At 64.0% G+C, this 16,745-nt stretch carries 17 protein-coding genes; 7 read left to right on the top strand and 10 right to left on the bottom strand.

The features are described from left to right. Positions 1–149 precede the first annotated feature (149 nt). The 5 genes from JEQ47_RS17305 to JEQ47_RS17320 form a co-directional block, all read right to left on the bottom strand. Entirely contained in the window at positions 150–1,376 is a 1,227-nt protein-coding gene (locus JEQ47_RS17305) for an OpgC family protein (RefSeq protein ID WP_198877671.1), read from the bottom strand. Next, positions 1,363–3,129: a glucans biosynthesis glucosyltransferase MdoH gene (gene mdoH, locus JEQ47_RS17310; protein WP_198877672.1), complete on the bottom strand. Its 1,767-nt coding sequence runs from the start codon at positions 3,127–3,129 to the stop codon at positions 1,363–1,365. Before mdoH ends, JEQ47_RS17305 begins: the two co-directional genes overlap by 14 nt. A gap of 14 nt (positions 3,130–3,143) precedes the next feature. Beyond that, entirely contained in the window at positions 3,144–3,278 is a 135-nt protein-coding gene (locus JEQ47_RS20980) for a hypothetical protein (RefSeq protein WP_268905794.1), read from the bottom strand. Further along, positions 3,275–4,873: an OpgD/OpgG family glucan biosynthesis protein gene (locus JEQ47_RS17315; protein ID WP_328769467.1), complete on the bottom strand. Its 1,599-nt coding sequence runs from the start codon at positions 4,871–4,873 to the stop codon at positions 3,275–3,277. The genes JEQ47_RS20980 and JEQ47_RS17315 overlap by 4 nt, the downstream gene beginning before the upstream one ends. Before the next feature lie 133 nt (positions 4,874–5,006). Next, positions 5,007–5,780: a FadR/GntR family transcriptional regulator gene (locus tag JEQ47_RS17320; protein ID WP_198877673.1), complete on the bottom strand. Its 774-nt coding sequence runs from the start codon at positions 5,778–5,780 to the stop codon at positions 5,007–5,009. A 148-nt stretch (positions 5,781–5,928) separates the two neighbouring features. Between JEQ47_RS17320 and JEQ47_RS17325 the strand changes: the two genes are divergently transcribed. Beyond that, on the top strand, positions 5,929–7,317 hold the full coding sequence (locus JEQ47_RS17325; protein ID WP_198877674.1) for a M20/M25/M40 family metallo-hydrolase: 1,389 nt from the start codon (positions 5,929–5,931) through the stop codon (positions 7,315–7,317). 116 nt (positions 7,318–7,433) lie between these two features. Here the strand turns inward: JEQ47_RS17325 and JEQ47_RS17330 are convergent, their stop codons facing one another. Together JEQ47_RS17330 and deoD are read right to left on the bottom strand one after the other, a co-directional pair. After that, positions 7,434–7,790, bottom strand: a complete 357-nt coding sequence (locus tag JEQ47_RS17330) for a DUF1304 domain-containing protein (protein WP_198877870.1) — start codon at positions 7,788–7,790, stop codon at positions 7,434–7,436. Positions 7,791–7,837: 47 nt separating this feature from the next. Beyond that, complete coding sequence (gene deoD / locus JEQ47_RS17335) at positions 7,838–8,551, bottom strand: purine-nucleoside phosphorylase (RefSeq protein ID WP_198877675.1); 714 nt, start codon at positions 8,549–8,551, stop codon at positions 7,838–7,840. A 226-nt stretch (positions 8,552–8,777) separates the two neighbouring features. On the opposite strand from deoD, the gene argC reads away from it, so the two are divergent. Then, a complete protein-coding gene (gene argC, locus JEQ47_RS17340) occupies positions 8,778–9,731 on the top strand; it encodes an N-acetyl-gamma-glutamyl-phosphate reductase (RefSeq protein WP_198877676.1) in 954 nt (317 codons plus the stop codon). Positions 9,732–10,010: 279 nt separating this feature from the next. Here the strand turns inward: argC and JEQ47_RS17345 are convergent, their stop codons facing one another. Beyond that, a complete protein-coding gene (locus JEQ47_RS17345; protein ID WP_198877677.1) occupies positions 10,011–10,289 on the bottom strand; it encodes a hypothetical protein in 279 nt (92 codons plus the stop codon). Between the two features lie 849 nt (positions 10,290–11,138). Between JEQ47_RS17345 and leuD the strand changes: the two genes are divergently transcribed. The 5 genes from leuD (at position 11,139) to leuB (ending at position 14,453) form a co-directional block, all read left to right on the top strand. Continuing rightward, the gene (gene leuD, locus JEQ47_RS17350) at positions 11,139–11,744 is read left to right on the top strand and encodes a 3-isopropylmalate dehydratase small subunit (protein WP_198877678.1); all 606 of its coding nucleotides are present in this window, start codon (positions 11,139–11,141) and stop codon (positions 11,742–11,744) included. 6 nt (positions 11,745–11,750) lie between these two features. Then, on the top strand, positions 11,751–12,176 hold the full coding sequence (locus JEQ47_RS17355; RefSeq protein ID WP_198877679.1) for a GNAT family N-acetyltransferase: 426 nt from the start codon (positions 11,751–11,753) through the stop codon (positions 12,174–12,176). Between the two features lie 7 nt (positions 12,177–12,183). Next, positions 12,184–12,579, top strand: a complete 396-nt coding sequence (locus tag JEQ47_RS17360; RefSeq protein WP_198877680.1) for a RidA family protein — start codon at positions 12,184–12,186, stop codon at positions 12,577–12,579. A 15-nt stretch (positions 12,580–12,594) separates the two neighbouring features. Next, positions 12,595–13,269 carry a CPBP family intramembrane glutamic endopeptidase gene (locus JEQ47_RS17365; RefSeq protein ID WP_198877681.1) on the top strand — a complete coding sequence of 225 codons (675 nt, stop codon included), beginning with the start codon at positions 12,595–12,597 and terminating at the stop codon, positions 13,267–13,269. Between the two features lie 83 nt (positions 13,270–13,352). Continuing rightward, complete coding sequence (leuB, locus tag JEQ47_RS17370) at positions 13,353–14,453, top strand: 3-isopropylmalate dehydrogenase (RefSeq protein ID WP_198877682.1); 1,101 nt, start codon at positions 13,353–13,355, stop codon at positions 14,451–14,453. 202 nt (positions 14,454–14,655) lie between these two features. On the opposite strand, the gene rpsP is transcribed toward leuB, so the two are convergent. Together rpsP and ffh are read right to left on the bottom strand one after the other, a co-directional pair. Continuing rightward, complete coding sequence (gene rpsP / locus JEQ47_RS17375; protein ID WP_198877683.1) at positions 14,656–15,021, bottom strand: 30S ribosomal protein S16; 366 nt, start codon at positions 15,019–15,021, stop codon at positions 14,656–14,658. Positions 15,022–15,056: 35 nt separating this feature from the next. Then, a complete protein-coding gene (gene ffh / locus JEQ47_RS17380; RefSeq protein WP_198877684.1) occupies positions 15,057–16,640 on the bottom strand; it encodes a signal recognition particle protein in 1,584 nt (527 codons plus the stop codon). Positions 16,641–16,745 lie beyond the last annotated feature (105 nt).

The following is a 16,745-nucleotide window of genomic DNA, read 5'->3' on the forward strand; positions in this document are numbered from 1 at the left end:
GCGGCTGCCCGCTTTCTGCATGGCCAAACCGGAGATTTGTGGAGCTTCCTTGCCCATCCGGGCAATAAATCCTGCGCTCTGCGCTGCGCATCGCAAGAAAAATGCAACAATGTGATGGGATAGCGCTCCGGCAAGCGCCGCCGAACCTGTCAGGCGCGCGTGGCCTTGGTCGTGCGCAGCCTGGCGGTGTAATTGAGCAGCATGGCAAGGACGAGCAGCACGAGCAGGCCCGTCCCAAGGATGAAACCGTCAAACAGCGGATCGGGCTGGCGCGGCGTCTTCACCACCTGGAGGAAAAGGCTGATCACCGTGCCCGTGGCAAAGACGGCCAGGCCCTGCCGTCCCATCTCCCTTAGCGGCGCGGCAAAGCGCGATGCCGCCAGCCGCATCATCAGCGGCATATGCCCGAGCACATAGAACAGCGCCAGCGCATGGAGAAGCCGCGGCAGCGCCAGGTACGACTTGTCGAACCAAGTGATGTAGAACGGCGCCCCGGCATCGGCGATCTTGGCCAGCACATTGTGACCCGCCGCCCCCAGCTCGGGGATTTTCACCCACAGCAGCACGAAGACCAGGAACGCCGCCGCCAGCCCGTAGAGCACGCGGTTGAAGGGAATGAACACCCCTCCGCTTTTCATCGCCATGCCCGAAAGAAGGCCGATCACGAACAGGATCTGCCAGGAAAATGGATTGAAGAACCAGCCGCCCGAATTGGGGAAATTGGGCAGGTTGATGCGGAACTGCCCGGCCAGCGCCCAGAGCGCGATCGAAAGCGCCAGCATGAGCCAGGGCCGCCGCAGCCCGACGAGGATGAAGACCGGCGCCGCCACGAGCAGCACGGCATAGAGCGGCAGGATGTTGAGATAGCCCAATTGGTGGGTGAGCAGCGGAATGCCGATCAGCGACTGCAGCGGATAGCGCAGCACCGGCTCGACATTGTTCTTCATCAGCACGACCGGCATCTCGAACCACAGCGCCGCTCCCGCAAAGATGGCGAGGCAGAGCATGGTGATGGCGATATGGACGAAGTAGAGCTGCCGCGCCCGCGCCCAGACGCGCATCACTGCCGACCATAGGCTGCCGCTGCGGAAGGCGCCCGAATAGGCCAGCCCCGCCGCCATGCCGGACATGAAGACGAACGCCTCCGCCGCATCGGAAAAGCCGTAATTGCGGTTGGTGAACCCCTCATACATGGTCCCCGGCACGTGGTTGATGAAGATCATCACCAGCGCCAGGCCACGGAACATGTCGAGGCGCGGATCGCGTCCGGCGACCACGCCACTGACGTCGCGCGACAGTTGCGGCACCAGGGCCGCGCGGAGGCCCTGCCAGGCAACCTGGACGGGCGATGGGGGTGCTACATCATGCAGCGACATGGGGTGCGGTCCTCACCAAGACCGGAGCGAGCCGGCTTGCGGTTGACGTCTCGGGGCCGCTCCAGGCGGCAAGAATGGCGTGCTGCTCGACCACGACCGGTGAGGGCGCGGCCTCCATCTCGGTGCGGAACAGCCAGGGCAGTGCCCGGCGCGTCGGGCGCGATGTCGCCCAGATCAGGACCGGCGCCAGCATGGCCGGCACGGTTGCCGGCGCCAGCCACAGCGCGGCACCCGGCGCAAGAATAAGCGTGCTGCCCAGCGCCAGCGCCGCAATGGCCACCATCCACCAGCTTGCGCGCAGCGCGGCGCCGAGCGGCACCAGGGTCTGCCCGCGCTCGGTCGCCGGCCAGCCGCCATCGAGCCTGAGCAGAACTTGCATCACGGAGCGGCTCTGCATCATCAGCATGGTGGGCGCCAGCAGCGTCGACAGCACGATCTCGCCCAATACGGAGACGAGCGCCATGGGCGTGCCGCCGAAGCGCCGGTTCTGCCCGTCGAGCATGCCGCGCACCAGGATCATCAGCTTGGGAAGGACCAGGATGACGGCCACCGCCACCCCCAGGACCCAGAGCGGAATGTCGGAGGCGGCAAAACCCGGCAGCACCGGCGGCAGGTTGGGCAGCATGGCGCCGGCAAGGCTTGCTGCCAGCAACAGCAGCCAGAGCGGCGAGGCGAGATAGGCCATGATCCCCTGGAGAAAGGTGAACCGGCTCCAGATCTTGAGGCCCGGCGCGGTGATCAGCCGTCCATGTTGCAGGTTGCCCTGGCACCAGCGGCGGTCGCGCTTGGCATATTCAATGAGATTGTCGGGCGCTTCCTCATAGGACCCGGTCAGAACAGGATCGACCTCGACCTTCCAGCCGGCGCGCGAAAGGAGCGCGGCCTCGACATAGTCGTGGCTGAGGATATGCCCGCCAAAGGGCGGCGTGCCGGAAAGCTCAGGCAGCCCGCAACTGGCGGCGAAGGCCTGCATCCGGACCATGGCATTATGCCCCCAATAGGGGCCTTCCCGGCCCTGCATGAGGCTCGCGCCCCGCGCGAAGGTGGGCGAGAGATAGGCGGCGGCAAACTGGATGGAGCGGCCGAACAGCGTCCTGGCATTGATGATCGTGGGCACGGTCTGCAACAGTCCGAGTTCGGGATCGGCCTCGAATCGCCGCGCCATGGCGAGAATGGTTTCCCCTTCCATGAGACTATCGGCATCGAGGATCAGCGCGAAGTCGTAGGCGGCGCCGGAGCGCGACACGAAATCTTCGATATTGCCCGCCTTGCGGCCCACATTGCGCTCGCGGCGCCGATAGAAGATGCGCCCCAGGCTTTCGGGTTCATCCAGAAGCCGCTGGAACTGCACCGCCTCCTGCGCTGCAATATCCATCGCCTGGGTGTCCGACAGCACCGCGAAATGGAAATGCTCGGCAACGCCCAGCCGCACGAGGCTCCTGTTCATGGCGGCGATCCGGGAGAAGGTGGCAACCGGATCTTCATTATAGACCGGCACGAGAATCGCTGTGCGCGACTTCAGCGGTCCATGCGCGCGCGGTCGCGAGCGGCGCCGCGCGAAGACGCCCAAAACGGCCGCGGTACTGCCCCAGACCAGCCAGAAGCCGCTAATGGCGACCAGCGCGAACCGCAGCAGGTCCAGGAGGTTGAGCCCGCCTTCACCGGTGAATCGCAGGAACAGCCACGCCCCGGCAAGACTGAGGCTGGCGGCTGCGCCAAGGGCAACACACCGAAGGAGGGCCGTCCGCACCATGGGGAGGAGACGGCTCAGCGGTCAGTAAAGGGCCAGAACGCGCGGATGGCCTGCATCAGCGAGCGTCTGGCTTCCAGTTGCTGCTTGGGCATGGCGAGAGGCGCGTCCGGCAGCCCGGCTTCAAAGGGGAAATCGGCAGCGTGCTTCATGCGGCGGGCCTCCACTGGTAGAGCCAGGTCTCGGTGAGCTTCTTGCCGAGGCCGATGAGATAGGCCTTGAGCTCGAGCGTCGCACCGGGCTCGGCTTCGACATCCATGACCAGGCGCCAGGCGCCATTGGCATCGATCCGCGACAGCACCGAATTGCGCATGGTGCCGCCGCCCACCGTGGCGAGCACGTCGATCGGCGTGCCGGCCGGGAGCGTTTCGAGCTCCCCGCCCTTGAAGTCGACCACGAACTTTCGGAGGCTCGCCTCGTTCTCGACGCCCGAGACGCCGCCCACGCCGGCGCGCGTTTCGGCGACATAGGCCAGGTCCGGGCGATCTTCGGGGTCGAGATCGCCCCAGACCAGGCGATAATTGTATTCACGCTCTTGCCCGGCCAGAGCTGGCTCGGCGGGGATCCAATAGGCGACGATATTGTCGTCGGCTTCGAGCTTGGCGGGAATTTCGATGAGCCGCACCATGCCCTGACCCCACTGGCCCACCGGCTCGACCCGGATCGAGGGACGACGCTCGTAATGGGCGCCGGCGTCCTGGTAGGCCTCGAAGTCGCGGCCGCGCTGGTAAAGTCCGAAAGCCTTGGGATTGGTTTCAGCCAGATACGAATTGCCGAGCCAGGCGCTGTTATTGAGCGCGCGCCACATGACTTCGCCGCTTTCGCGCTCGACCAGGAGGCCATTGCTGTCATGCACCTGCGGCCGATAGTCGTCGAAGCCACCGCGATTGGCCTCGGCATAAAGGAACATCGAGGTCAGCGGGGCGACGCCCAGTTCTTTGACATCGGTGCGGAAATAGAGCCGCGCCGTGACATCCATGACGCTCGGCTGGCTGGCATCGCCGGCCGGAGTGATGGCGAAGCGATAGGCGCCGGTGAGGCTGGGGCTTTCGAGCGCCGCATAGACCACGAGCGGCGCACCCGGCACCGGCTTTTCGACATAGAATTCGGAAAAGCGCGGAAATTCCTCGGCCACGTCGATCCAGGAATTGAGCGCCAGCCCGCGGGCGCTTGCCCCGTAGATATTGTTGCGGCCCAGCGCCCGGAAATAGCTGGCGCCCAGGAAAGTGACGAGCTCATCGAGCGGATTGTCGGCGCTGTTGAGCGGGTAGTTGACCCTGAGGCCCGCCACGCCTGGAAAAGGGCCGGTAGCAGCGGCGTCGCCGACGGCAGCGTCGTGATAGGTGAAATCCTCGGCGCCGAAATCCAGCGGACGCGCACTGCCGTTCTCGATCTCGAAGACCTTGACCGGCTCGTTGTAGAGCCAGCCCATATGGAAGGCTTGGAGCCGGTATCCGGCCGCATCGTCAGCCCATTTGCTGGCATCGCCGCGATACTGGATCATGCGGTAGGCGTCGTAGTCGAGGTTCTGGAACGCGGCCGGCATGTCGACCGTTAGAGCAGCATGCTCGGCTGCTGCCAGCGCCTTCATGCGCTCGCTGAAACTGTCGAAGTCGAATGCAAACGTCTCGACATCCTGCGCCAGCAACGGACGGGTCAGCGATGTGGTGGAGGCGAGGAACAGCGAAAACCCGAGCCCGGCCATGAACGCACGGCGATTGGGCTGGTTGGTGTGATGACGCGTCACAGTGGTACCCGTTACAAATTCGACCCGTTCTTGGGCAAACTCGCAACGTCGCCTAGACCAAAAAGTTGTTGCATGACTGCCATGCAGCCAGCACATGCTGCGACAGCACTCCTGTCATAGATCTCTGAGGGGGTCAGGACCCCGGCACAGTCTCCATCCGCCCGGCTGCCCGGTCGAAGCCCTGAGAAATCGCATCGCGCATGGCGAGCCGCGCCGCCGCTGGATCGCCATCCCGGATGGCTTCGGCAATGCGGCGGTGCACGCCGACGGTGACGGCCAGCGCGTCGGGATCGGCAACCGGCGAGGAAATGGTGAAGGCCGCGGTCAGCGCCATTTCCACCAGCGCGCTGATCGAGGCCATGAACGGATTGCCCGACGCCTCGGCCACCGCCTTGTGGAATTCGAGATCGTAGCGGGCAAAATCGGCCGGCGTTTCCGATCCGGCCATGCGGTCGACCCAGCCGATAAGCGCCGCCGCCTCGTCCGGCCCGCAGCGCTCCGCCGCCAGCGCCGCTGCTTCGATCTCGATGCCGATGCGCACTTCGGCAAGACTTCTGAGGAACGAGACATCGGGCCCCAGTTCGAAGAACCAGGCGAGGACGTCGGCATCGAAGAGGTTCCAGCGATTGCGCGGCAAGACGCGCGTGCCGATGCGGGCCCGCGCCTCGATCAGCCCCTTGGCCGCCAGCGTCTTCAGCGCCTCGCGCAGCACCGTGCGCGACACGCCGAAGCGCTCCAGCAATTCGCTGTCCGAGGGCAGGATGGCGCCCTGAGGATAAGTGCCCGAGACAATGGCGAGCCCCAGCTCCCAGAGCACGTCGGAATGGAGATTGCGCGCCGGATTGCGGCCCGAGAGCGCGGCAATGAGATCGCCCGAATGTCGCGCGCGTCCACCGGACCTGTCCATTGCCACTCCACTTCGCTTGGGTCTTTGCCGACCTAATCACAGGCCCAATAGTATGACAATAACTGCGGGCGCGCGGGCTGGACAGTTCGCTCGCCGCTACGCCATTGTGCGTCCTTCAAAATCCGGATTCGAGCCAAGGACTTCCGCCATGACCAGCCCCGCCACCGTCGATGCCGTTCTCGCCAAGGTGGATGCGGGGCTCGACCAAAGCCTCGAGCGGCTGTTCCACCTCCTGCGCATCAAGTCCATCTCGACCGATCCGGCCTATGCCGCAGAATGCCAGAAGGCGGCCGACTGGATCGCCGCCGAACTCAACGATCTCGGCTTTGACGCCTCGGCCCGCCCGACCCCCGGCCACCCGGTGGTCGTCGCCCATGGCCCGGATCAGGCCGGCCCGCATGTGCTGTTCTATGCCCATTATGACGTGCAGCCGGTCGATCCTCTCAACCTCTGGCACACCGACCCATTCGACCCGCAGATCGTCGAAAGGGATGGCCGCAAGATCATCGTGGCGCGCGGCGCCTCCGACGACAAGGGTCAGATGCTGACCTTCATCGAAGCCTGCCGCGCCTGGAAGGCGGCCACCGGGTCGCTCCCCATCCGCGTGTCGCTGATGCTCGAAGGCGAGGAGGAGAGCGGCGGCAAGAACCTCCCGCCCTTCATGAAGGACAATGCCGGGGAGCTCAAAGCAGACATTGCCCTGGTCTGCGACACCGACATGTGGGATCGCCAGACCCCCTCGATCACCACCATGCTGCGTGGCCTCGTGGCCGACGAAATCGAGGTCACCGCCGCCGACAAGGACCTCCATTCGGGCATGTTCGGCAATGCGGCGCGCAATCCCAATCAGGTGGTTGCCGACATCATTGCCAGCCTCCGCGCCCCCGATGGCTCGGTCACCCTGCCCGGCTTTTACGACGACGTCGCCGAAATCTCGCCTGAACTCAAGGCCCAGTGGGCCGGTCTGGGCTTTGACGACAAGGCCTTCCTCGGCGGCGTTGGCCTTTCCAGCCCCGCAGGCGAACAGGGCCGCTCGGTGCTCGAAATGCTCTGGGCCCGCCCGACCTGCGAAATCAACGGCATGATCGGCGGCTATACCGGCGACGGCTTCAAGACCGTCATTCCCTCCAAGGCATCCGCCAAGATTTCATTCCGCCTCGTTTCCGGCCAGGACCCGCACAAGATCCGCGCCGCCTTCCGCGCCCATGTCGAAAAGCTCTTGCCGCCCGACTGTACGGTGAAATTCACCCCCCATGGCGCCTCGCCGGCCATCACTGTCCCCGCCGATGGCGAATTCCTCGCCCGCGCGCTCGAAGGCCTCACCGCCGAGTGGAACAAGCAGGCGGTCATAACCGGCGCCGGCGGCTCCATTCCCGTGGTCGGCGAATTCAAGAAGATCCTCGGCCTCGACACCCTGCTTATTGGCTTCGCCCATATCGACGACCAGATTCACTCGCCCAACGAGAAATACGACCTCGAAAGCTACCACCGCGGCATCAGGAGCTGGGTGCGGGTTTTGGGGGCGCTGGCCAAGTAGGCCGCGGCCTTTTGTTCATCGTCACCACCCGGCTTGTCCGGGTGGTCCATGCCTCCGCGAACTGGATTGCCCGGACAAGCCGGGCAATGACGATGAACAGTATGGGGTCAGTGCCCCTAAGCCAGCACCACCGCCAGAATGGCCAGCACCGCCGGCACCGTCTGCACGAACAGGATCTTGCGCGACGCCGTCGCCGCCCCATAAAGCCCCGCCACCGCCACGCAGCCCAGGAAGAAGAGCTGGATCTGCCAGGCGACGGCCGGATCGGGATGCACGAGGCCCCAGATCAGCCCCGCGGCGAGAAAGCCGTTATATAGCCGCTGATTGCCGGCCAGCACCTTCGTCTGCTCGGCAAAGTCCGGCGTCAGGTTGAACGCCTTGTGGGCCCGGGGCGTGGTCCACCACACCATTTCCAGAAGCACGATATAGATATGAATGAGGGCCACCAGGCCCACCAGGATCATTGCAACTATGGCCAATCCGGCCTCCCTTCGATGAAGTCACCGTTCGGTTTGCCGGCTCAGGCGTCGACCGCCACGTCCAGCGCCAGTTCGACCATGTCCCGCAGCGAGGTCTGCCGCGCTTCCGCGTCGATCTCCTCGTGGGTCACGAGGCAATCGGTCATGGTGCAGATGGTGAGGGCCTTCACCCCGAACCGCGCCGCCAGCGTATAAAGCGCCGCCGCCTCCATCTCGACCCCGATCACCCCGTGCTCGGGCAGCGTGTCATATCCGGCAAAGCCATTGGCATGATAGAAAATGTCGGACGAGAGCATGTTGCCGGCGTGATATTTCAGCCCCCTGGCATCGGCCTTGTCGGCGGCCGAGCGCAACAGCCCGAAATCGGCGATGGGCGCAAAATTGAACGCCCCGAACCGGCCCTTGACGATGGACGAGTCTGTCGACGCCCCCTGCGCGAGGATCACGTCGCGCACCTTCACCTTCGCATTGAGGCCGCCGCAGGTGCCCACGCGGATCAAGGATTTCGCGCCATAGACATTGATCAGTTCATGGACATAGATCGAGAGCGAGGGTTGCCCCATGCCCGAAGCCTGCACCGAAACCGGCTTGCCCTTCCAGGTGCCGGTAAACCCTAAGCAATTGCGCACCGAATTGACCAGTTTCGGCGCCTCGAAGAAGGTTTCCGCAATCCATTTGGCCCGCAGCGGATCGCCCGGCAGCAGCACCGCCTCGGCATAGTCTCCGGGCTTGGCATGATTGTGCGGCGTGGTCATGGGCGCATCCTCGTTTCCTATGATTTCTCAGTCTTACCTCTCCCTTGGGGGAGAGGTCGACCCATCTTTGGGTCGGGTGAGGGAGCCTTTCACAGGTCCCGGAAAAGGTCCCCGCTCCCGTCGCGCGCGCCGGCCCCTCTGCCAAAGAGGAGAGATGGGATAGATCGGCGTCTTGACCTCGACACATGTCAGGTCCATTTACGCAGCCGAACTGGAGAAAAAGCCGATGGTCGCAAAGATTTTCATCGATGGCGAAGCCGGAACCACGGGTCTGCAGATCCGCGAGCGCCTGGCCGGCCGGCGCGATCTCGAAGTCGTCTCCATTGACCATGACAAGCGCAAGGACCAGGACGAGCGCAAGCGCCTGCTCAACCTCGCCGATGTCGCCATCCTCTGCCTGCCCGACGATGCGGCACGGGAAAGCGTGCGCTTAATCGAAAACGACACGACCCGCGTCATCGATGCCTCGACGGCCCATCGCGTCGCCGAGGGCTGGGCCTATGGCTTTGCCGAAATGGATGCCGGCCAGACCGACGAGATCGCCAAGGCCCGTTATGTCGCCAATCCCGGTTGCTGGCCGCAGGGCCTCATCGCCGCCGCCCGCCCGCTGGTCGAGGCGCGGCTGCTGCCCGGCGACTATCCGCTCTCCTACCATGGCGTCTCCGGCTATTCCGGCGGCGGACGGCAGATGATCGAGGAATACGAGGCGCCCGGCGTGGTCGCCAGCCAGTACATGCCCTATGCGCTGACCTTCCTTCACAAGCACCTGCCGGAAATGCAGCATTACGGCAAGCTCAACCGCCCGCCGCTGTTCGAGCCGGTGGTCGGCAACTTTGCGCAGGGCATGACCACCTCCCTGCCGCTCCATCTCGACATGGTCGCCGATATTCCGTCAGGCAAGGACCTCCACGCCGTCCTCGCCGATCATTACGCGTCGATCCCCGACAGTTTTGTCCAGGTCGCGCCCTACGACCCGAAACTCGGCAAATCCGCCGCCCTCGACCCCCAGGCCCATAACGGCACCAACACGCTGACCCTGCACGTCTTCGCCAATGACGAGACCAACCAGGCCGTCATCGCAGCTGTCTACGACAATCTCGGCAAGGGCGCTTCGGGCGCGGCGGTGCAGAACCTCAACATCATGCTCGGCGTCAACGCGCGCGAGAGCCTGGCAGCCTGAGGCCTTATGGCGCCGCCCCTATCCTCCCCCGCTCGCGGGGGAGGGGGACCATGCAAAGCATGGTGGAGGGGGGCGCCACGAGCACAAGACCACCTCAACGTCAGCGTCCCCTGCCCTCTCCACCGCCGACCGGCGGCCCCTTTCCCGTAAACGGGGGAGGAACACCCAACCCCACCGCTCGTCACCCTCGGGCCTGACCCGAGGGCTCGGTACTTGATGGCAGCAATGGGGTGGCTAGAGGTCCGACAGCTTTCCGAGCACAGATGGCGAAAGCAGACTTCAGGTTTGCCCGAATACCCCATCGAACCAATAGCTGTCGTGATCTGAGAACCAGCTTTCATTTTTGGCCGTTCGCAGTACTGCCAGTGGTGTCATATCCATTTTGTATCGAAAGAACAGTGCAAGCAGGTCGCGAAGCTGGTTGTCGGTTGGAGCGCGTTTCAGACGAATTATAAGGTCACGCCCTTCACCTGTGACATCGCGCACAATGGTGATGCGACCAAGCCACCCGAACATGGCAGTTTCGTCGTTCTGGCTGAAATAGGTCGGGCCTTGCACTCTTATTAGCATCCGGTCCCCCTGCTCATACTATCCACGCGTCCGCTTGTAGCTCCGGGCTGCACAGCGCTCAACGTCTGAAACGGGTCTTTCCGCCATGAGCTCGTTCTGTGGTTGCCCATGAGGTCCAAGCAAACACGATGCGGCACCTCCCCCTTGACGGGGGAGGCTGGGTGGGGGTGCGCCACGCACTGATGGCCTGTGTCCAACACCCTGCTCGCGATCCCCCCTCCCCATCCCTCCCCGCGAGGGGGAGGGTGTCCCATCGCGTACGCGCGACTACCAGCGTGCGGACTAAAGAGTTGGCGCGCGATGAGTGCGGGTGGTCCACATGGCAGTGACGTGCTGCAGCCACATCGATTGAACTAGCGTCGAAACCCGCCACCCCAAATTCTTATCCCCGCCTCCTCCAGACCCCCTATCCTCCCCCCATCCCTCCGCGACGGGCGGTCTGCAGCGACCAGATGCGGGGGAGCCGGACGGTGCTGGGTCGCTCCAGTGCCGCGCTCACGAAACTTCTGGCCCCGGCGACGAGCGATCAATGGGGGTTGTTTCGGTTCGAAAAACCGGTGTTCCGGGGCGGCGACGTCTCTATTTCCCTTCCCTATCGAGACGCACGCGCCTCGGGACACGTCCAATAGCCACCGGTAGCCACCAAGGGCTTACCGGTCCCTTTTCCATGCGCATTGCTCTTCGTGAACGGCCCGACGCTCAGCAACCGTACGCTTCGGTACGGTTTAGCCTTGCCAAAACCATGCTTTCGCGCGATGACGCTGGCAACAGCGCGCTTTGGGCCAGAATGTGCCGGTCCCGGAAGCGCCCGAATGCCTTCGTGAGGTCCAGAGCCCAATGGAAAAATTCACTTCCCTGACCGGTGTCGCGGCGCCCCTGCCGATCATCAATATCGACACCGACATGATCATCCCCAAGCAATACCTGAAGACCATCAAGCGCACCGGCCTCGGCACGGCGCTCTTCAGCGAAATGCGCTACAATGAGGACGGCTCGGAAAACCCCGATTTCGTGCTCAACAAGCCCGCCTATCGCCAGGCACAGATCATCATTGCCGGCGACAATTTCGGCTGCGGCTCGTCGCGCGAACATGCTCCCTGGGCGCTCCTCGATTTCGGCATCCGCTGCGTGATCTCCACCAGCTTTGCCGACATTTTCTACAATAACTGCTTCAAGAACGGCATCCTGCCGCTCGTCGTCACCCCGGACCAGTTGAAACTCCTGCTCGACGATGCCGAGCGCGGCTCCAATGCCACGCTCTCGATCGACCTCGAGGCCCAGACCATCAAGGGTCCCGATGGCGGCACGCTGCATTTCGACATCGATCCGAGCCGCAAGCAGATCCTGCTCGAAGGCCTCGACGATATCGCCGGCACGCTGAAATCCGATCCGTCCATCTCGGCCTTCGAAGGCAAGATGGCCGCCAGCCGCCCCTGGCTCTGACGCGAAATGGAGATCGTCTTCGAACCCGATGTGCTGCCCGAAACGCGCGCAGCCATTCTCGAAGGCCTGATCCGCTATAACGAACAGCAGACGGCGGGTCGCTTTCCCCCGCCGCGCTTCATCGCTCTCGCCTTGCGCGATCCCCAGACCGGCACGACCGTGGGCGGCCTCACTGCCCGCATCGCCTATAGCCGCATGTTCGTCGAGCTGCTTTACATTCCCGAGCATCTGCGCGGCCAGGGCTTTGGCGCCGACCTGATCGGCCAGGCCGAGGATGTAGCGCGCCGCGAAGGCTGCACCGGCATCTGGCTCGACACCTTTTCCTTCCAGGCGCCCGGCTTTTACAAGAAGCTCGGCTATGACGAATTCGGCACGCTTGCCGAGTATCCGCCCGGCTTTACGCGGCATTACCTCCACAAAACCCTGAGTTGATCGACAAATGGTCCAGCGCGTCTCCACCGGTTCTCCCTTTGAGGCCACCTTCGGCTATTCCCGTGCCGTCCGCCACGAAGACACGGTCTATGTCTCCGGCACCACCGGATATGACTATGCGACCATGACCATGCCCGAGGGCGTCGGGCAGCAGGCGAAAAATGCCCTGGCCACCATCGACAAGGCATTGAAGGAAGCCGGCTCCTCCATCCAGGATACCGTGCGTGTGGTCTATTATGTCGGCGACCGCAGCCTCGTCGACGAGGTCGTCGCCGCCGTCGGTCCGGTCTTCAAGGATATCCGCCCCGCCGCCTCCATGCTCATCGTGCAGATGATCGAGGAAGGCATGAAGATCGAGATCGAAGTGACCGCCCGCATCGGCGCGGCAACCAGCCACGCCTGACGCGAGGACCTCATGGTGAGCCTGCCCAACCACGAGGTCCAGCATCGTGTGACCGGCAAACAGGTCGCCCTCACCGCTCACGCAGCGCTCCTCATCGGGGCGCTGTTTTTCATCGTGCCGGCGCTGACAGGCTGGGACAGCCATGGCGGCTATCTGCTGGCGCTGACCTTTTATTGGCTGTTCTTCTGCCTGCCGGTCATCGGCTGGCACGCCCTCGAGGGCAATGACGGGCGTCTGTTTTCCGAGAAGATCGCCTGGCGCGACTGGTGGATCCTGCCCCTCTTGGTCCTACAGGTGGGGCTCGTCGCCATCATCAATTTCGTGCCCAATACGTCGATCCTGAGCCAGGGCGGCATGTACCTGGCCCTGCTCATCGCCTTTATCAACGGCCCGGTCGAGGAGATCGCCTGGCGCGGCGGCTTCCTTGGCACGTTCCGTGATCGCCCCCGCCTAGGCTTCTGGCTCGGCTGGGCGCTGTTCGTGACTTGGCACGTGCCGCTGGCCATGAGCGTTGGCATCGTCTTCGACGGCGGCGCTATGGCCCTGATCGGTGGTGCTGCCGCGCTCGGCCTGCTCTGGGCATGGATCGCCTGGCGCACCGGCTCGGTGTTTTACGTGAGCCTCGCCCACGGGCTCACCAATGTCTTCGTCTTATGGGTCCTCTTCGATCGCAACGGTTTTGCAGCGTAAGCCGCCTTGCATAACACCACCAAAAACCGCTAACTGCGCCCCAAGGTGTACCCACCAGTACGGCACGAGGAGTTTCCGCAATCATGGCCACCCATTCCCTTTTTCTTCTGCCCGGCGACGGCATCGGCACCGAGATCATGGTCGAGGTCGAAAAGCTCATCGCCTGGACCAATGCCGAGGGCCTGACGGACTTCTCGACTGACAGCGGGCTTGCCGGTGGTGCCGCCTATGACAAGCATGGCGTCGCCATCACCGATGAGGACGTGGCCAAGGCCAAGGCCGCCGACGCCGTGATCTTCGGCGCCGTGGGCGGGCCGAAGTGGGACAACGTGCCCTACGAACACCGTCCGGAAGCGGCCCTCCTCCGTCTCCGCAAGGAACTGGCCGTCTTTGCCAATCTCCGCCCCGCCATCTGCTACCCGGCCCTGGCCGAAGCCTCGTCGCTGAAGAAAGAGCTGGTCGAGGGTCTCGACATCCTCATCGTCCGCGAACTGACCGGCGGCGTCTATTTCGGCGAACCCAAGACTATCACCGATCTGGGCAATGGACAGAAGCGCGCCGTGGACACCCAGGTCTACGAAACCTACGAGATCGACCGCATCGCCCGCGTCGCCTTCGACCTCGCCCGCACCCGTGGCTCGAAAGTCCATTCGGCCGACAAGAAGAATGTCATGAAGTCGGGCGTGCTCTGGGACGAAGTGGTCAAGGGTGTCGCCAAGGATTTCCCGGATGTGGAATTGCACCATATCCTGGCCGACAATGCCGCCATGCAGCTCGTGCGCACGCCAAAGCAGTTCGACGTCATGGTCACCGACAATCTCTTCGGCGATATCCTCTCCGACGTCGCCGCCATGCTGACCGGTTCGCTCGGCATGCTGCCCTCAGCTTCGCTCGGCGCGCCCGATCCGGTGACCGGCAAGCGCAAGGCCTTCTACGAACCCGTGCACGGCTCGGCCCCCGATATTGCCGGCAAGGGCATTGCCAACCCCATCGCCATGATCGCCTCCTTCGCCATGGCGCTGCGCTATTCGTTCAACATGATCGAACTGGCCAACCAGGTCGAAGGCGCCATCTCCGCCGTCCTCAGCGATGGCCTGCGCACCGGCGACATCGCCCAGGCCAATTGCAAGACCGTCGGCACCGAGGAAATGGGCGCGGCGATTCTGGCCAAGCTCAAGGCTTGATCGCTGGCCCTGCCTCAGACGCGATGTCATCCCGGCGCAGGCCGGGATCCATGCGCCGGATAGTCCGCAGCCCGGTGCTTGTAGATAACCACGGATCTGGATTCCGGCCTGCGCCGGAATGACCCGTGGGCATGGCAAAGACAAAAAGAAATCCCCGGTCGCAAGACCGGGGATATTGTTTCCTGGTGATGAAACCAGAACCTTATTCGGCAGCAGCTTCTTCCGAGCCGGCAGCGGCCTTGGCGGCCTTCTCTTCGGCGCGTTCCTTGGCCTTGTCGCCCGGCACACCCTTGTTCGGGTTGTTGCGGGCTTCACGCTTGGCAAGGCCGGCGGCGTCGAGGAAGCGCAGCACGCGGTCGGTCGGCTGGGCGCCATGCGACAACCAGTGCTTGGCGCGCTCGGTGTCGAGAACGACGCGGTTTTCGGCATCCTTGGCGAGCAGCGGGTTGAAGGTGCCCAGCTTTTCGATGAAGCGGCCATCGCGCGGCGAACGGGCGTCGGCAATGACGATGTGGTAGAAGGGGCGCTTCTTGGTGCCGGCGCGGGCAAGGCGGATCTTGAGAGCCATTTTTCAGTCCTGTCAGTGTAAGTCGGTTTAAGCGGTTATTTCTTCTTGCCCAGGCCCGGAAGGCCAGGGAAACGGGGCGCTCCGCCAAGACCGGGCAAGGCCGGTCCGCCGGAGGATTTGAGAAGCGCATTGACGTCGCTGGGCAGCGCCTGCTGCGCGGGGAGATCGGCAGAGGGCAGGCCCTTTAATTGCTCGGGATTGATCCCGGCCTGGCGCGCCATCTGCTCGAGCTGCTTGGGGTCCATTTTCGACAGGTCCGGCATGCCGCCCATCATCTGGCCCATCTTGCCGCCGAACATGCCGCCCAAGGCACCCATGCCACCCTTGCCGACCTTCTTCATCATGTCGGCCATCTGGCGGTGCTGCTTGGCGAGCTTGTTGATCTCGCTGACTTCGACGCCAGCGCCGGCGGCGATGCGCTTGCGGCGCGAGGCATTGAGCAGGTCCGGGTTTTCCCGTTCCTTTTTGGTCATTGAATTGATGATGGCGATCTGCCGATCGAACACTTTCTCGTCGACATTGGCGCCGGCCATGGCTTTCTTGAGCTGGCCTGCACCCGGCAGCATGCCCATGAGGCCACCCATGCCGCCCATCTTCTTCATCTGGATGAGCTGGGCGCGCAGGTCCTCGAGGTCGAAGGAGCCCTTTTTGAGCTTCTTGGCCATCTTGGCCGCATCTTCGGCCGTGACATGCTCGGCGGCCTTCTCGACCAGCGAAACGATGTCGCCCATGCCCAGAATGCGGTCGGCAATGCGCGCCGGATGGAAATCTTCCAGCGCGTCCATCTTTTCGCCGACACCGATCAGCTTGATCGGCTTGCCCGTGGCCGCGCGCATCGACAGCGCCGCGCCGCCGCGACCATCGCCATCGACGCGGGTCATCACGATGCCGGTCACATCCAGGCGCCCGTCGAAGGAGCGGGCGACGTTGATCGCGTCCTGGCCAGTCAGCGCATCGACGACGAGGAGGATTTCGTGCGGCCGGGCAATCTCCTTGATGGAGACCGTTTCGGCCATCAGCTCTTCGTCGATATGGGTACGGCCGGCCGTATCGAGGATCAGGACATCATAGCCGCCGAGACGGCCTTCGCGCTCGGCGCGGCGGGCGATCTCGACCGGGGTTTCCGTGGTGACGATAGGCAGCGTATCGACGCCGACCTGCTCGCCCAGCACGCGCAACTGCTCCATGGCGGCCGGGCGGCGGGTGTCGAGCGAGGCGAGCAGCACCTTCTTGCGCTGCTTGTCCTTCAACCGCTTGGCGATCTTGGCGGTGGTCGTGGTCTTGCCCGAGCCCTGGAGGCCGACCATCAGCAGGGTCACCGGCGCGGGGGCATTGAGATCGATGGTGACGGCATCCGAGCCCAGCACCTGGACCAGCTCGTCATTGACGATCTTGACCACCTGCTGGCCCGGCGTCACCGAGCGGGTCACCTCGGCGCCGACGGCGCGTTCACGCACCTGTTCGACAAAGGCGCGGACGACTTCGAGCGAGACGTCGGCCTCGATCAGCGCCCGGCGGATTTCGCGCATGGCCGCATCGACATCGGCTGCGTTGAGCGCGCCGCGTCCGCGAAGGCCATCGAAAATTTTACCAAGCCGGTCTGAAAGGCTCTCGAACATCTGTTTTCCTTTTCGCTCGCGGGGATGGCCCCGGAGAGATAAGTGCCAAAAGAGCAAATGCAAAACCCACCCGCGGGCGCTACGCGCTGGCGGATGTTGGCCTCC

Origin of the sequence: Devosia sediminis (genome assembly GCF_016411825.1) — a bacterium.
GTDB lineage: Bacteria > Pseudomonadota > Alphaproteobacteria > Rhizobiales > Devosiaceae > Devosia > Devosia sediminis.

Excerpts from the sequence above, each read along its gene's own strand:
- JEQ47_RS17305 (WP_198877671.1), bottom strand. The coding sequence starts at position 1,376 with ATGTCGCTGCATGATGTAGCACCCCCATCGCCCGTCCAGGTTGCCTGG.
- mdoH (WP_198877672.1), bottom strand. The coding sequence starts at position 3,129 with ATGGTGCGGACGGCCCTCCTTCGGTGTGTTGCCCTTGGCGCAGCCGCC.
- JEQ47_RS20980 (WP_268905794.1), bottom strand. The coding sequence starts at position 3,278 with ATGAAGCACGCTGCCGATTTCCCCTTTGAAGCCGGGCTGCCGGACGCG.
- JEQ47_RS17320 (WP_198877673.1), bottom strand. The coding sequence starts at position 5,780 with ATGGACAGGTCCGGTGGACGCGCGCGACATTCGGGCGATCTCATTGCC.
- JEQ47_RS17325 (WP_198877674.1), top strand. The coding sequence starts at position 5,929 with ATGACCAGCCCCGCCACCGTCGATGCCGTTCTCGCCAAGGTGGATGCG.
- deoD (WP_198877675.1), bottom strand. The coding sequence starts at position 8,551 with ATGACCACGCCGCACAATCATGCCAAGCCCGGAGACTATGCCGAGGCG.
- argC (WP_198877676.1), top strand. The coding sequence starts at position 8,778 with ATGGTCGCAAAGATTTTCATCGATGGCGAAGCCGGAACCACGGGTCTG.
- leuD (WP_198877678.1), top strand. The coding sequence starts at position 11,139 with ATGGAAAAATTCACTTCCCTGACCGGTGTCGCGGCGCCCCTGCCGATC.
- JEQ47_RS17355 (WP_198877679.1), top strand. The coding sequence starts at position 11,751 with ATGGAGATCGTCTTCGAACCCGATGTGCTGCCCGAAACGCGCGCAGCC.
- JEQ47_RS17360 (WP_198877680.1), top strand. The coding sequence starts at position 12,184 with ATGGTCCAGCGCGTCTCCACCGGTTCTCCCTTTGAGGCCACCTTCGGC.
- leuB (WP_198877682.1), top strand. The coding sequence starts at position 13,353 with ATGGCCACCCATTCCCTTTTTCTTCTGCCCGGCGACGGCATCGGCACC.
- rpsP (WP_198877683.1), bottom strand. The coding sequence starts at position 15,021 with ATGGCTCTCAAGATCCGCCTTGCCCGCGCCGGCACCAAGAAGCGCCCC.
- ffh (WP_198877684.1), bottom strand. The coding sequence starts at position 16,640 with ATGTTCGAGAGCCTTTCAGACCGGCTTGGTAAAATTTTCGATGGCCTT.